This is a genomic window from Candidatus Eisenbacteria bacterium, from assembly GCA_020847735.1.
Lineage (GTDB): Bacteria > Eisenbacteria > RBG-16-71-46 > RBG-16-71-46 > RBG-16-71-46 > CAIXRL01.
Map to the genome: position 1 here is coordinate 51,004 of JADLBL010000014.1, position 14,794 is coordinate 65,797.

Below are 14,794 nucleotides of genomic sequence, written 5' to 3' on the forward strand. Positions count from 1 at the left end.
GCTCGCGGTGTTCGCCGGCGCCGGCCCGGCCCGCGCCGCCGACCTGCCGGCCGACACGCTCACCGGCCGGATCGTTCGTCGCGTCGAGGTGCGGGCCTTCGAGATCTTCGATCCGCTGCCGGCCGGCCGCCTGCGCGGGCTCTACGCGCTGGCGAATCGCCTGCACGTGCGCACCCGGGAGTCCACGATCCGCACCGCGGTCGTCGCCCGCCCGGGAGCGCGCTGGTCCGCCGGGCGGCGGGCCGAGAGCGAGCGACGCCTCCGGGCGCTGGACTTTCTCGTGCCCGACTCGGTGGTGGCAGTGCCCGTCGCCGGCTCCGCGGATTCGGTGGACGTCCTCGTGACCACGCACGACAACTGGACCACGAGTCCCGAGGCGACGCTCGAGAGCGGCGGCGGCCAGCGCTACGGTTCGCTCGCGTTCACCGAGCGCAATCTGGCGGGGCTCGGCATCACCGTGACCGCGACCTACCGCGAGGAGCCCGCGGGCATTTCGCGCTTCCTGTGGGTGGAGGACCCCGCCATCGCGGGCACGCACTGGAGGGCGCGCTTCCTCACCGGCAACGGCGATACGGGCAAGCGCAACGGCGCCGAGTTCGGACTGCCGTTCTGGGCCGACGACGCGCCGATCACGGTCGGTGGGGCGTGGAGCCGCGAAGTCTCGCAGGCCCAGCTCTGGTCGCGTGGCGAGGAGGTCGCGCAGGTTCCGCTGCGCGAGGAGATGGCCGAGGCGCGCTGGGGAACGGGGCGCCGCGCGGCCGACGGAACGGTGCAGCGATTCGTGGCGACGTACCGCGCCTACGATCGGCGCCTCGGCGTGAGCGTCCTCGAGCCGGACGCGCCGGCGGAGTTCGGCGGCTCCGAGGAGGAGCTGCGCCTGCGCCGGCTGGAGGGGGAGGTGACGCTCTGGAGGCCCGACTTCCGCGTTCGCCGAGGCGTGGACTTCATGGATCGCGAGGAGGATTTCGACCTCGGCACGCTCACGCAGGTCGGCGTGGGCGTCGCGCCGCGCGCCTTCGGAAGCGGCGCGGACGAAGGCTGGCTCTACGGCCGCCTCGGCGCCGGGGTGGATCGCGGCCCCGCCGGATTCGGGCTCGCGAGCACCGAGTTTCGCACCCGCGTGCGTTCGGGGCTGCGGGAGTCCTTCGCCCGCGTGCGCGTGCGCTGGATCGTGCAACCCCGGCCGGGCGCCGCGCTCGTCGCGGCGGTCGAGGGGGCAGCGGGCCGGCGCATGCCCCGCAACTTCCAGTTGAGCGCCGGCGGACTCACCGGACTGCGCGGTTTTCCGGTGCAGGAAGTCGCGGGAACGCAGCTGTGGCGGGCCAACGCCGAGGCCCGCTGGACGCTGAGGCACGCCGTCCTGCAACTCGCGACCTTCGGCGGGGCGGTTTTCTGGGATACGGCGCGCGCCTACGGCCCGGGGTCGGGCGGCGAGAGCTGGCACCACGACGCCGGCTTCGGCCTGCGCGTTTCGCTGCCGCACTCGGCCCTGAACGCGGTCGCGCGATTCGACATCGCCTGGCCGATCGCGCCGGCCGTGGACGGCCGGCGCGGGCCCGCCTACTCTTTCGGCTCGGGTCAGGCCTTCTAACGGCACGCGAGGTGACGCCATGAACCTGAGCGCCGTCCCGCTCACGATTCCCGCCGACTGCAACGTCGTCGCGGGGCAGTCGCACTTCATCAAGACCGTCGAGGATCTCGCCGAGATCGTGGTCACGACCGTCCCCGGCGCCCGGTTCGGCCTCGCGTTCAACGAAGCCTCCGGCCCGTGCCTGATCCGCACCGAAGGCAACGACGAGGAACTGGTGTCGGCCGCGGTGGACAACGCCTCGCGGGTCGGCGCGGGGCACACGTTCTGGCTGCTGCTGCGCGGCGCGTACCCCATCAACCTGCTGCCGGCGATCAAGCAGTGCCAGGAGGTGTGCGCGATCTTCTGCGCGACCGCGAATCCGGTTCAGGTGCTGGTGGCCGAGACGGAGCAGGGACGGGGGGTCGCCGGCGTCGTGGACGGCGGAGGGCCCCGGGGAATCGAGGATGCGTCCGCGAGACAGGCGCGCCGCGAGTTCCTGCGGAAGATCGGCTACAAGCGCTGATGCTGCGCTTCGGCACCTCGGGCATTCCGCGCTCCAGTGTCCGTCCGGGCACGGTCGCGGGCATCGCCCGGGCCCGCGAACTGGGCCTCGATCACCTCGAGATGGCGTGGGTCAACGGCGTCCGGATGTCGGACGAGTCCGCGGACCGCATCGCCGAGGCCTCCCGCACGCACGACGTGAGCCTGACCGCGCACGCGCCTTACTACGTGAACCTGTGCGGCGAACCCGAGGTCGTCGAGCGAAGCCTCGCGCGCCTGATCGAGACCGGGCGGCTCGGCTCCCGTTGCGGCGCGCGGTCCTATTGCTTCCATGCGGGCTTCTACGGCAAGCTCGGCGAGCGGGAGGCCGGAACGCGCGTGCGGCGCGGGTTGCGCGCGGTCACGGCCGCGCTCCGCAGACTGGACGCCCGGATCGACGTGCGCACCGAACTCACCGGCAAGGCGTCGCAGGCCGGGTCGCTCGACGAGGTGCTGGCGTGGAGCGCGGCGGTCCCGGGCGTGCAGCCGTGCGTGGACTTCTCGCACCAGTACGCCCGCGGGCTGGGAAAGCACAACCACTACGACGACTTCGCGGCCACGCTGGTCTCGATCGGGGAACGGCTGGGTCGCGCGGCCCTGGAGCGGCTGCACGTGCACATCTCGGGCATCCAGTACGGACCGAAGGGCGAGCGCCGGCACGAACCGCTGCGCGAGACCTCGTTCCGCTGGCGGGAACTGCTCAGGGCCCTGAAGGACCTGCGCGTCTCGGGGTGGGTGGTCAGCGAATCGCCCGCGATGGAGGACGACGCCTTGCTCCTGCAGAAAACCTACCGGAGGCTCAAGTGAGCGGAGACGTCAGGTCGGCGCCCGTGGTCGTCATCGGTTCGGGCTGCATCGGGGCGGCGATCGCCTACCACCTCGGGCTTCGCGGCGTGAAGGGCGTGGTCGTCCTCGAGCGCGAGCTGCAATCCGGCGCCGGCTCGACCGGCAAATGCGCGGGCGGGATCCGCCAGCAGTTCTCGACGGCGGTGAACGTCCGGCTCGCGCAGCAGTCGGTGAAGGCGTTCGAGACGTTCGCCCGGGACATGGAAACCGGCGAGACGTTCTGGCCGGTCGGCTACCTGTTCCTGCTCTCCGACGAAGCGCAGTGGCGCGCGTTCCAGGCGCAGGCGGAGTTCCAGCGCTCGCTGGGCGTGCCGACGCGCACGCTGGCGCCCGCCGACGCGCTCGCCCTCGTGCCCGAACTGAACCTCGACGGCGTGCTCGGGGCGACCTTCTGCCCGACCGACGGGCTCGGCGACCCGCACATGATCACCCACGGCTTCGAGTCGCAGGCGCGCGCGCGCGGGGCGAAGTTCCTGTTCGGCGTCGAGGCCACGGGGCTCGTCATGGACGGCGGAAGGGTGGCCGGAGTGCGGACCTCGCAGGGCGAGATCGCCACTCCCATGGTCGTGAACGCGGCCGGCGCGTGGGCCGCGCGAGTCGCGGCGTGGGCGGGTGTCGAGCTGCCGGTCGCTCCCTACCGGCGTCACTGCTTCACCACCGCGCCTCTGCCGTTCGTGCGCGACACGCTGCCCATGATCGTGGACATGAAGTCGGGCGTGTACATGCACCGGGAAAGCGGCGGCCTGCTGCTCGGCCTGGCCGACCGGAACGAGCCGCCGTCGTTCGACCAGAGCGTCAACTGGGATTTCCTGGAATCGGTCGTCGAGCCGGCGATGACGCGCATCCCGGCGCTCGAGGCGGCCGAGATCAACAACGCCTGGGCCGGCCTTTACGAGACGACGCCGGATCACAACGCGATCCTCGGTCCGCCCGAGGGCGTCGCGGGACTGATGCTCGCCAACGGCTTCAGCGGCCACGGATTCATGATGGCGCCGGCCGTGGGCCGGCAGCTCGCGGAATGGATCGTGGACGGCCGCCCGAGCCTGGATCTTTCGGACCTCGCCCTCGAGCGCTTCCGCACGCAGCGCACGCTGGCCGAGGCCAACGTCATCTGACATGGCGCTGCGCAACCGCACCCTGAACCTCGGACCGCTCGAGAACAACACGTACGTGCTCACCTGCCCGGCGACGCTCGAGACCGCCGTGGTGGACGTCGGCTTCGAGCCGGAGGCGGTGGTCGAGCTGGTCCGGCGGGAGGGGCTGAGCGTGCGCTGGCTGCTCGGCACGCACGCGCACTACGACCACGCCGCGGGCATGCTCGCGGTCCAGCAGGCCGTCGGCGGAATCTACGCCCTCCATCCGCTCGACCGGCCGCTGCTCGAGGCGCTGTCGCTGCAGGGCGAGATGTTCGGTTTCCCGCCCGCCGAGCCCGCGGCGATCGGGCATGAACTCGTGGACGGCGAAGCCATCCGGATCGGCGAGGAGCTGCTCGAGGTGATCTTCACGCCCGGGCATTCTCCCGGACACTGCGCCTTCCGCCAGGGCCCGATCGCGTGGGTCGGCGATCTGCTCTTTCGCGGCTCGATCGGGCGCACCGATCTGCCCGGCGGCTCGTTCGAGACGCTCGCGCGCTCGATTCGCGAGCGGATCTTCCCGCTCGGCGACGAGGTCGCGTGCCTGACCGGTCACGGACCGGCCACGACCGTCGGCGAGGAACGCCGGCACAACCCGTACGTCGGCGAAGCGGCGGGGCAGCCGTGAGCCGGCGCGACGACCTGCCCGTGAACCTGCGCATCGATCCGGGCGCATGGATCGCTCCGGGTGGCATCGTGGTCGGCGAGGTGACCCTGCGCGCGGGCGCGAGCGTCTGGTTCAACAGCGTCCTGCGGGGAGACACCGCTCCCATCGAGGTCGGCGAGTGGACCAATATCCAGGACAACTCGACCGTTCACGTGGACGAGGGGATGCCGGCCCTGATCGGACGGCGCGTCACCATCGGGCACCGCTCGATCGTCCACGGCTGCGTGATCGAGGACGACTGCCTGATCGGCATGGGCGCGGTGGTGCTGTCCGGGGCCCGAATCGGCACGGGCTCGCTGCTCGGCGCCGCGGCGCTGGTCAAGGAGGGGCAGGTGATTCCCGCGGGTTCGCTCGCGGTCGGCGCGCCGGCGCGCGTTCTCGGCCCCGTGAACGACGGCCATCGCGCCGCGATCGCCGAGGGCGCCCGGCACTACGCGGCCCTGGCGCGGGCGTACGCCGCCAAGGGTTTCGCGCGTCCCCACCCGGCCGCGCACGACCCGCTCGGCACCGCAAGCCCCGTGCACGGACCGATGTCCCGTTCGGAGTGGGGAGGACTCGTCATGACCCTCGCGGAGTCGCCCGGGTGGGTGGGGGAACGCATGGCCGGCCGGCAGGCCGACTTTCTCCGCGCCCGTCCCGCGCCGGAACGCTGGAGCGCTCACGAACTGGTCGGGCACCTGCTCGACGCCGACGTCGAGGTCTACCACCCGCGTCTCGAAGCCCTGCTCGGCGAGGAGCTTCCGGCGTGCCCGGCGGTGGACCTGGAGGGGGCCGCCCGCGTCGCGGCGTACGCGCCGGCGGCGACCGCGGAGTTGCTCGATCGCTGGCGCGCCGCGCGGACGCTGCTGGTCGCGCGCCTCGCGCCGCTCGGGCGCGCGGAATGGGCGCGGGCGGGCGTGCACTCGCTGCGCGGCCCGTTCACCGTCGCGACCATGGTGCGCGAATGGGTCGAGCACGATCTCTCGCATCGGCGCCAGCTCGCCGCGGCGCTCGGGCTGACGCCGTGATTCTCGCGCCCGGGCGGCTCGACCCGCCGGCCGACCGACTGCTGGCCGCCCTCGCGGCGGCCGGGGAGGAGGTCGTGACCGGGCCGGCGCGGCTGCCCGCCGGCGAGACACCCGTGACGATCGCGATTTCGACCGGCCCGTTCGTGTTCGACTACGTCGGCGTCGTCGCGGCGCTCGGCGGGCGGTCGTTTCGCGCGCTCGTCCTGTCGCGGCTGGGCGCCCACCCCGACGCCCGCTCGAACGCGCTGCGGCGGCTGTGGCGGCTCGAGGAACACGTGCGCGGCGGTGGCGCGCCGACGCTGACGCTGCGCTTCGCGCCCCTGCTCGGGCCGGCGACGCCGCTCTGGCGGCGGCTCCGCTCGCGGCCTTCGCTTCCCGGGGACGGGCGAATGCTGCTTCAGCCGGTCGCCGAGGCGGACGCCATCGAGACGCTGCTTCGCGCGCTCGACGGGCGCGCGGCATGGAGCGGCTGGTACGAGGTCGCGGGGCCGGCGGTGTGGAGCCTCGCCGAGCTGCGCGAGCTCGCCTCCACCGCCGGTCCCGCGAGCGACCGGGGCGGGTGGGAGCCGCCCCTCGACGAACTGGCCGAACAGCGCCTCGCCGAGTGGGAGCCCTGGGCGTCCCACTTCGGCATCGCGCCCACGAGCGTCGAAGCCGGAGTCGCGGAGCCCGTGTCGTGACCCCCCGGCGCGGCAAAGGGCGGACCCACGCCCCATCGCGGACGCGGCGAACCGGGGTCGCAGCGGGCCGCGGCCCGCGTCTCGGCGTCGTGCGTCCGCCCGAGCATGCGCCGCACCAGGCCGCGCCGCGGGCCGTCGGCTGCGCGATCGTCACCGTCAGCGACACCCGCCGCGGGGCGCTCGACCGCAGCGGCGCGCGGGCGCACGAGCTCATCGAGCGCGCCGGCTTCGAGGTGATCCGCCGCGCCTGGGTGGCCGACGAGCGCGGGGCGATCCGCCGCGTGGTCGCGGCCCTGCTGAAGCTGCGCACCGTGGACTGCGTGATCGTCACCGGCGGCACCGGGATGGCGAAGCGCGACGTGACCCCGGAGGCGCTGAGGCCGCTCCTGCAGCGGGACCTGCCGGGCTTCGGCGAGCTCTTTCGCGCCCGCTCGACCGAACAGGTGGGCGCGGCCGCGTGGTTTTCCCGTGCCGGCGCCGGTGTCGCGAACGACCGCCTGCTGGTGATGCTTCCCGGCTCGACCGCCGCGGTCGAACTGGCGCTCGAACGAATCCTGCTTCCCGAACTCGCACACGCCGTACGACTGCTCGGCCGCTTCCCATCCGGAGCCTGAACCATGTCCATCAAGCCCGACCACTGGATCCGCAGGATGTGCCGTGAACACCGGATGATCGAGCCGTTCGAGGAGAAGCTCGTGCGCGAAGGCGTCGTCTCGTTCGGCCTGTCGTCCTATGGCTACGACATCCGCGTGGCGGACGAGTTCAAGATCTTCACCAACCTGAACTCGACGGTCGTGGACCCGAAGCAGGTGGACCCGCGCAACATGGTGGACTTCAAGGGCGACGTCTGCATCGTTCCGCCCAACTCGTTCGCGCTCGCGCGCACGGTCGAGTACTTCCGCATGCCGCGGAACGTCCTCGCGATCTGCCTGGGCAAGAGCACCTACGCGCGCTGCGGCATCATCACGAACGTGACGCCGTTCGAGCCCGAGTGGGAGGGCTACGTGACGCTCGAGATCTCGAACACCACGCCGCTGCCGGCGAAGATCTACGCGAACGAAGGCCTTGCGCAGGTGCTGTTCTTCGAGTCCGACTCGCCGTGCGAGGTCTCGTACCGGGACCGGGGCGGCAAGTACCAGAAGCAGGTGGGCATCACCCTGCCGAGGCTGTAGCGGCGGGGAAGGAGGGCGCGCGCGGGGCCGCGAATCGGCGGCGGGCGCGGCCGCACCGTCTTGCGCCGTCCACGGGCCGGGGCTAGTCTGCCCGCAACTTCAGGCGGCATGGCACCACCCCAGCGATGGAGCCCTTCGATGATCAAGGAGCTCGCCACGGGACTCGGCATCACGCTCGGGTACCTCGGCAAGAAGCCCTTCACGGTCCAGTACCCGGACGAGAAGCTCGAGATGTTTCCGCGCTTCCGCGGCCTGCACATCCTGGCCCGGCACGAGGATGGCCTCGAGCGCTGCGTCGGCTGCGAACTGTGCGCGGTGGCCTGCCCGGCCGACGCGATCTTCGTGAAGGCCGCCGAGAACGACCCGGCGAATCCGGCGTCGCACGGCGAACGTTACGCCGAGCGCTACGAGATCAACATGTTGCGCTGCATCTTCTGCGGCATGTGCGAGGAGGCCTGCCCGGAGGACGCGATCTGGCTCGAGAAGGACTACGAGCTGGCCGACTACAAGCGCGACGCGTTCATCTACACGAAGGACGAACTGCTCGTCCCGATGGAGAAGTCCGGCTACCTCCCGACCCGCTGATCGCCCGGAAATCCGCGATCCCGGCCGGATCGTCGCTCCCGGTCGCCCCCGCGGCGCATCGCCCGGAATCAGCGCGGAAGCTGGGCCAGAAGCTTCTCGGCCAGCTTCGGCCATGCCCACGGTTCCGCGCTCGCGGGACCTGCCGACGCGAGGCGCTCGCGGAGCGCGGCGTCCGCGAGCACGCGCCGCAGCGCGCGGCGCAGGAAATACGGGTGACGCCAGGCGAGGAGCGCGTTGTCGCCCTCGCGGGCGAAATCGCGCGTGCCGCTGCGCGTGCACACCAGGGCGCAGCCGCAGGCGAGCGCTTCGAGCGCGGTGTTGCACCAGCCGGCCTTGCGCTCGGCGGCGGCGAAGACGTGCGAGGACTGATAGAGCGCGACGAGTTCGTCCTGCGTGGGATTCAGGACGAAGCGGGCGTTCGGGGGCAGCGGAGCGCCGTCGCGGGGATCCTGCCGGTTGTGCGCGTCCACGGAGTCGAACAGCACGACTTCGAACGGCGGCAGGTCGCGCAGGCCGCGCAGCGCCGCCAGCAGGAGGTCGGTGCCCTTCTTGGCGCGCGAGCGGCGGCCATTGAGCAGCACTCGCAGCGGCGTCGCGGCCCGCCGGGCCGGATCGGGCCGGAACTGCGTGGTGCGGATGCCGCCGGCCCCGTCGATCACCTCGCGCCGGGCGCGACGCCTGAGGGCGGCGCGCAGGGCGCCCGAGTTGGCCGCCAGCGCCACGGCCGGATCGCCCACGGCCCGCGAAATCCCCGCGTCGCCCTCGAGGACGCAGTAGTAAAGGTGCGTCCTCGAGGCGCTGGCCCGGAAGGCGTCGTAGGTGTGGGCGTCGGCGCAGATCGCGAGATCTGCGACCGCGCCGGCCGCCGCCGCGAGGGGCGCGATTCGGCCCCGGAAGGCGAGCCAGGCAGGCGGGGAGCCGTCGGAGTGGAAGAGCGAGACGTCGTGACCGAGGGCGACCCACTCGTTGCCGAGTTCGAGGAATCGGCGGACGCCGCCGAACACGCCGACATGGGGCAGGAAGAGGGCGATGCGCATCGGGCCGGCACGCTAGCCGATGTTCGCGGCCGGGTCGATCCATGGCGCACGCTGCCGGCGTCCTGCCGGGCGGCAGGCCATGGGGATTCGGCCGCCGCCGGCCGGGCTGAAACAGGACCGAAGAAAGGTCTTGACGCTTTCTGGTCATGGCGCGACCGTACGCCCGTCCGCACTTCGACTGGCTAAGGAGCTCGTCTTTCGCCGGCCCGTCGACGCAGGGTGTTCGCCCCCCGCCCTCATCCGCGCCGCCTCGCCCAGGGTTTCCGGGCAAGTGCCCTTGACGCGCGGAGCGCTGTCCGCGCAATGACCATCCCGCCGCGCGCGCTCGGGATGGATGGCTTCCACTCTCCCCAATCCCCGGCCGCTCCGTGCCGGAAGGAGGAATGCCATGGCTCACGCGATCTCCCCGATTCGAACCATGACCGCGCTTGCACTGGCCGCCGTGCTCGTCGCACCGGCCCTTGCCGCGGAGGCGCCGCAGGCCGGTGGCGCGCGCCTGGATGCGAAGGCGGCCGTGCCGGCCGTCCAGGATCTCGCGCGTGCGCCCCGCACGCCCGAGGATCTGGCCCTGGCCGACGTGCGAAACGCGACGCAGGCCCGCGTCGCCGAACTGCTCGTCTCCATGAAAGGGCTGCAGGACGGCCCGGCTCTGCGGGCGCTGCAGCTCAAGGTCGTCGAGTTGAAGCGCGAAGGCGACCTGCAGTTCCTGCGCACCAAGGCGCAGTTCGCAAGGCAGCGCGGCGACCTCGGGGCCGCGCAACTGCTCGAGGCCCGGATCCTGGCGATCACGAATCCGCCGGCCCGCAGGGCCCCGGCCCTGGTCAGCCGTCCCGCGCCCGGGGCGACACCGACGGAAGGAGGCCGGCCGTGACCCGCCTCCGCGCGATGCTCGTGGCCGCGCTCGGGCTGCTCCTCGCGGCGCCCGCGCTGGCGTACATGTTCGAGGCCCCGCTCGAGGAGATCGTGGCTTCGTCGGACCTCGTCGTGAAGGGCCGGGTGACGGGCCTGCAGAGTCGTTTTCTCGATTCCTCCACGCGCTTCATCGTCACCGACGTGACGCTGTCCGTGGACGAAGTGTGGGCCGGCACGATGGGCGCGGGTCGCACGGTCACGTTCACCATCAACGGCGGGGAAGTGGGCGAGATCGGGATGAGACAGGAGCACCAGCCCGTCTTCTCGCAGGGCGAGGAAGCGCTCGTCTTTCTGCGCGCCGGAACGGACGCGCGACTGGCGGTCAACTACGCGGAACAGGGGAAGTTCACGGTGCGGGGCGAGCAGGCGGTCGGCTTCAAGCAGATGCCGATCGCGCTGAAGAGCCTGCGCGGGGACGTCGCCCGGCTGAAGCCGGCCCGTCCGCGCTGACCATCCACCCTCACCCCTGCGCCGGAGGACCGCCATGAATCGCACCCGACTCACGACCGCGATCGCGCTGCTGCTGGCGCTGCCAGCGCTCGCGCTCGCGCAACCCAACATCACCGGCATTTCGCCGGGCAAGACCTCGGCAAACACCGGCGCCACGGTGGACATCACCGGCACCGGATTCGGCGCTTCGTTCGCCGACGTCGCCTTCTTCCCGGGAGGGGGAGCGGCGACGCCACTCGCGCTCATCCCGGGTGGCATCCGCGTCCGCGTTCCGGCCACCTGGAGCGGCGGCGTGCAGGTGCAGGCCGCCGGCGTCGGACCGCTCAGCAACGCCTTCAATCTCGACATCAGTTTCAGCTGGTCCGGCCAGTACTGGCCGGGCGGCAGCCTGCCGTTCACCTGGTTCCTGAACAACGCCGCGGCGCCGGGGTGCACGTTCAATGACACGCGCGACGCGCTCATCGACGGCTACAACGCCTGGACGTGCGCCTCGGGAGTGTCGATGAGCTACGGCGGTGGGACCGCCCTGGCCGTGACGGCCTACGACGGCGTCAACTGCCGGTACTGGTCGAGCTCCGGCTGGAGCTCCGGCACGGTCGCGGTCGCCAACTGGTGGTACAACTCCACGACCAACCAGACCCTCGAAGCCGACATCGCGTTCAACAGCCAGCACTACACCTGGAGCACGACCGGGGCCTCGACGGCCATGGACGTGGGCAACGTCTGCACGCACGAGGAAGGCCACACCATCGGCCTGCTCGACATGTACGGGTCGGCGGACTTCCCGCACACGATGTACGGCTACGTGGCCAACGGCGAGGTTCTCCGGCGCACACTGCACACGGACGACGCGCTGGGCGCCGAGTGGATCTATCCGCACGCTCGTCCGAACCTGACGGCGGCGACGCCCGCCGGCTGGTGGGGGCCGGTCGTGCCGCGGATGCTCGCCGACGCCAACGGCAGCTACGCACCGCTGCCGGCGACGCTCACGGGCAACGCGACGTGCTACGTGAACACCGCGCTCACCAACAACGGCGGCGACTGTGCCGCACCCTCCAACAACAACCAGCTGCTCCTCGACGAGGAGGCCTACTACAACATGTGGTGGAACGGCGTCCTCGGCGCGGGGTTCGCGTTCGGAGGCTGGACGAACTGGGGAATGTACGTGCGCGGCGGGCGGCACACGCTCCGCTGGGACCTCGACACGGGCCAGGAGACGCTCGAGTCGAACGAGTTCGACAACACCTATCGCGAGCAGTTCGTCTGGAGTCCCTACGCGCTGTCGGACATGACGCCGCTCGCGCGCACGGTGCCGCCGCCCCGCGGAGTGATGGCCGATGACAACTGTGACGGCTTCCAGTTCACGGGCAACTATTGGGGGGCGGTCGGCGTCATCCCGGTTTCGTCGGCCGAGGATTTCGACGTCGAACTGTTCAACGACTATGCCGGCAGCACGGCCGGCTTCAGCAACGAGCTGGCGGTGTCTCCCGCCGGCTCGGGCGGCACCGACTTCGTGCTCGTGAACGGGAACGTCGTCGGCTACGGCGCGACGCTGCAGGCCGGCGTCCTCCGCTTCACTTCCGGAGCGGTCAACAACTACATCGTCGAGCAGGCCAATGCCTACGGAAACTCGACGATCACGCCGGGCACGCTCTACGGCTCGACGGTGACCTCCGGCTCCGTGAACATGGGCGCCTACCAGATCCTCAAGGTGCACGAGGTCTACCTCGCAAGCGCGGGCACGGCGTACACCTTCACGCTTCACAACCTGAGCGGCACCGCCGACCTCAACCTCAGCCTCTACGATCGGGCCGGCAGCTACTTCGGCCGGTTCAGCTACCTGGCCATAGGGCAGGCCAATCCCGGCGGCATGGACGAGAGCTTCACGTACACGCCTTCCGCCTCGGGCTACTATGGCGTCGTCGTGTGGAAGGGAGGCTCGGGAGACCTCGGCCTCGCGAACGACTACGAGCTGATCGTTGGACCGGCACTGTCGAACCTGAGCACGACGGTCACGCCCGGCGGCTGGACCGCTCCGGCCGTGCCGCGCAACGACGCGATTTCGCCCGGCGTCGTTTCGCCCACGCTGGACGGCAACACCGGCAACACGTACATCAGCTACTCCGTGCACCAACTGGGCCCCAATCCGACCCCCGGCGGTCAGCTCGACCTCGACATTGACGACTGGTGGACGATCACGGCGGGCCTGCCGAATCCGGCGGCGGTGAGCATGTACTACGTCGCGGCGTACGGGCCGCTGAACGTTCGCGGCGGCCGGCACACGCTCTCGGACGTGGTGGACCGGCCGGGCACGGTTCCGGAGAGCGACGAGACGGACAACGTCTCCTACTCGCAGTTCGTGTGGAGCCCGCTGCTCGTGGGCAAGCACGCCCCGGTCGTGCGCGCCATGCCTCCCGGCTACGGTCCCGGGTGGCTTCCCAACTGCGACGGGCTGAGGTTCGACCCCACGCCCACCTATCTGGCGTGGGTCTCGAGCGTGGCGGCGTTCAGCCCGGGGGACGACTACGACAACTATGTCTTCCGGGACTACGTGGGCAGCACGTCGGGATTCAGCGATCTCGCGGGAGCGTCCTACTGGGGCGGCAACGCGACGGACTTCGTGACCGGCCATCACACGGCCTGGCGGCCCTCGATCTACCCCGCGACGGTCAGCTTCTACGCGGGCGGGGGCGGTGGCGTCTACAGCGCCGACATGAGCGACGACGCCGGCCGTTTCGCGACCCCGCCCGCCTCGTACGACGACGTCCCGCTCGCGGAGAACCGCCTGGCGGACGTCTATCAGTTCAACCTGACGCCCGGGACGACCTATTACATGCTCCTGCATCGCAAGTCGGGAAGCGACGAGCTGCAGTTCGAAGTCTTCCCTCCGACGCCTGGCGCCGTGTGGTCCCGGGGTACTGGAACGGCCTCGCTCACCATGGACACGGACGACGACACGCTCGCGTTCGCACCAACCGACGCGGGCTGGCACAACGTCGTCGTCTTCCGCACCGACGGCACGGAGGCGGCGACGCCGCTCACCTACCTGCTGTCGGTGGGCGCGAACGTGACCGTGGACGTGCCGCTCTCGGAGCCGCAGGGGAACCTGGGCTTCCTCGGCGCGGTGCCGAACCCGGATCGGAACGGGGCCAACCTGGTGTTCTCGTTGCCCGATGCCGGACGGGTACGGCTCGAGGTCTTCGATCTCACCGGACGCCTGGCCTGCGTGGTCACCGACGAGGAATGGAGCGCCGGCAGGCACTCGCTGCGGTGGGACGGGCGCAGGTCGGATGGCCGGGTGGCGACTCCCGGACTTTACTGGGCGCGATTCCAGTCGAGCGGTTCGAGCTTCGCCCGCAGGTTCACGCTCGTTCGCTGACCTTCGTTCCGATTCGTTCACGGCGGCCGCCCGCGTCACGCGCGGGCGGCCGTCGTGCATGAGGTTCAGCGGTGGAGCCCGGTGTCGCGCGCTGGAACCGCACGCGTTCCGGTCCGAAACGACGAACGTTCCGTGAAGCAACGACCCGCACGCCGTCCGGGCGTCCGACGGAGCGGCCGGCATGCGAAAAACCCGCGGTTTCCGCGGCGCTGACGCGCGTCCGCGCGCGTCAGACGGCGCGTGGCACGGTCGCTGCTGTGGTGACCGGTGAACACGACGCGCGGCGGGGACGCCCCGGAGCCCCGCGCACGCGTGAAGCTTCACCTCACAACCACAGGAGAGAGCCATGACGCTCGTCCGCTTGATTCCCAACCGCAACCGCGGCCTCGTTCCCTTCCGCGGCGACTTCGACTCCGTATTCGACGGCTTCTTCGGAAACCGGCCGTTCTACTCGTCCCCGACCCTGGAGAGCCTGATGGCGCCGCCGGTGGACGTCGAAGAGACCGCCGAGGCGTACATCTTCCGCGCCGACCTGCCGGGCATGACCGAGAAGGACGTCCGCGTGAGCCTCGAAGGCGACACGCTGACGCTGCGCGGCGAGCGCAAGCGCGAGGCCGAGAAGACGAGCGGCGACGTTCACCGCACCGAGCGCGTGTTCGGCGTCTTCGAGCGCTCGTTCACCCTGCCGGCGCCGGTGCGCGGCGAGCAGGTGAAGGCCAGCTACCGCAACGGCGTGCTCGAGATCCGCGTTCCCAAGGCGGAAGAGGCGCGCGCGCGTGAAATCGAGGTGCACGTCGGCTAAGCTGCCGCGCGTGC

Annotated in this window: 14 protein-coding genes; 13 read left to right on the plus strand and 1 reads right to left on the minus strand. The window is 71.2% G+C overall.

What is annotated here, in order from left to right; translation table 11 throughout:
* The first annotated feature begins 7 nt into the window (after nucleotides 1-7).
* The 9 genes from IT347_06085 (at nucleotide 8) to nuoI (ending at nucleotide 8,200) form a co-directional block, all read left to right on the plus strand.
* Nucleotides 8-1,591: a hypothetical protein gene (locus IT347_06085; GenBank protein MCC6349144.1), complete on the plus strand. Its 1,584-nt coding sequence runs from the start codon at nucleotides 8-10 to the stop codon at nucleotides 1,589-1,591.
* Nucleotides 1,592-1,610: 19 nt separating this feature from the next.
* Entirely contained in the window at nucleotides 1,611-2,093 is a 483-nt protein-coding gene (locus IT347_06090) for an adenosine-specific kinase (protein MCC6349145.1), read from the plus strand.
* Nucleotides 2,093-2,917 carry a TIM barrel protein gene (locus IT347_06095; GenBank protein MCC6349146.1) on the plus strand — a complete coding sequence of 275 codons (825 nt, stop codon included), beginning with the start codon at nucleotides 2,093-2,095 and terminating at the stop codon, nucleotides 2,915-2,917. Before IT347_06090 ends, IT347_06095 begins: the two co-directional genes overlap by 1 nt.
* Nucleotides 2,914-4,071 carry an FAD-binding oxidoreductase gene (locus tag IT347_06100; GenBank protein MCC6349147.1) on the plus strand — a complete coding sequence of 386 codons (1,158 nt, stop codon included), beginning with the start codon at nucleotides 2,914-2,916 and terminating at the stop codon, nucleotides 4,069-4,071. Before IT347_06095 ends, IT347_06100 begins: the two co-directional genes overlap by 4 nt.
* A gap of 1 nt (nucleotide 4,072) precedes the next feature.
* Nucleotides 4,073-4,717, plus strand: coding sequence for an MBL fold metallo-hydrolase (locus IT347_06105; protein ID MCC6349148.1), 645 nt, complete (start codon nucleotides 4,073-4,075; stop codon nucleotides 4,715-4,717).
* Nucleotides 4,714-5,763, plus strand: a complete 1,050-nt coding sequence (locus tag IT347_06110) for a DinB family protein (GenBank protein ID MCC6349149.1) — start codon at nucleotides 4,714-4,716, stop codon at nucleotides 5,761-5,763. The genes IT347_06105 and IT347_06110 overlap by 4 nt, the downstream gene beginning before the upstream one ends.
* Before the next feature lie 460 nt (nucleotides 5,764-6,223).
* Nucleotides 6,224-7,057, plus strand: a complete 834-nt coding sequence (locus IT347_06115) for a MogA/MoaB family molybdenum cofactor biosynthesis protein (protein ID MCC6349150.1) — start codon at nucleotides 6,224-6,226, stop codon at nucleotides 7,055-7,057.
* A 3-nt stretch (nucleotides 7,058-7,060) separates the two neighbouring features.
* A complete protein-coding gene (locus IT347_06120; protein ID MCC6349151.1) occupies nucleotides 7,061-7,615 on the plus strand; it encodes a dCTP deaminase in 555 nt (184 codons plus the stop codon).
* A 138-nt stretch (nucleotides 7,616-7,753) separates the two neighbouring features.
* Nucleotides 7,754-8,200: an NADH-quinone oxidoreductase subunit NuoI gene (gene nuoI / locus IT347_06125; GenBank protein ID MCC6349152.1), complete on the plus strand. Its 447-nt coding sequence runs from the start codon at nucleotides 7,754-7,756 to the stop codon at nucleotides 8,198-8,200.
* 68 nt (nucleotides 8,201-8,268) lie between these two features.
* On the opposite strand, the gene IT347_06130 is transcribed toward nuoI, so the two are convergent.
* Entirely contained in the window at nucleotides 8,269-9,237 is a 969-nt protein-coding gene (locus IT347_06130) for a glycosyltransferase (GenBank protein ID MCC6349153.1), read from the minus strand.
* Between the two features lie 418 nt (nucleotides 9,238-9,655).
* Between IT347_06130 and IT347_06135 the strand changes: the two genes are divergently transcribed.
* From IT347_06135 to IT347_06150, 4 genes are all read left to right on the plus strand, one after another.
* A complete protein-coding gene (locus IT347_06135) occupies nucleotides 9,656-10,108 on the plus strand; it encodes a hypothetical protein (protein ID MCC6349154.1) in 453 nt (150 codons plus the stop codon).
* Nucleotides 10,105-10,599, plus strand: a complete 495-nt coding sequence (locus IT347_06140; protein ID MCC6349155.1) for a hypothetical protein — start codon at nucleotides 10,105-10,107, stop codon at nucleotides 10,597-10,599. The genes IT347_06135 and IT347_06140 overlap by 4 nt, the downstream gene beginning before the upstream one ends.
* 34 nt (nucleotides 10,600-10,633) lie before the next feature.
* Nucleotides 10,634-13,978 carry an IPT/TIG domain-containing protein gene (locus IT347_06145; GenBank protein ID MCC6349156.1) on the plus strand — a complete coding sequence of 1,115 codons (3,345 nt, stop codon included), beginning with the start codon at nucleotides 10,634-10,636 and terminating at the stop codon, nucleotides 13,976-13,978.
* 346 nt (nucleotides 13,979-14,324) lie between these two features.
* Complete coding sequence (locus IT347_06150) at nucleotides 14,325-14,780, plus strand: Hsp20/alpha crystallin family protein (GenBank protein ID MCC6349157.1); 456 nt, start codon at nucleotides 14,325-14,327, stop codon at nucleotides 14,778-14,780.
* Nucleotides 14,781-14,794 lie beyond the last annotated feature (14 nt).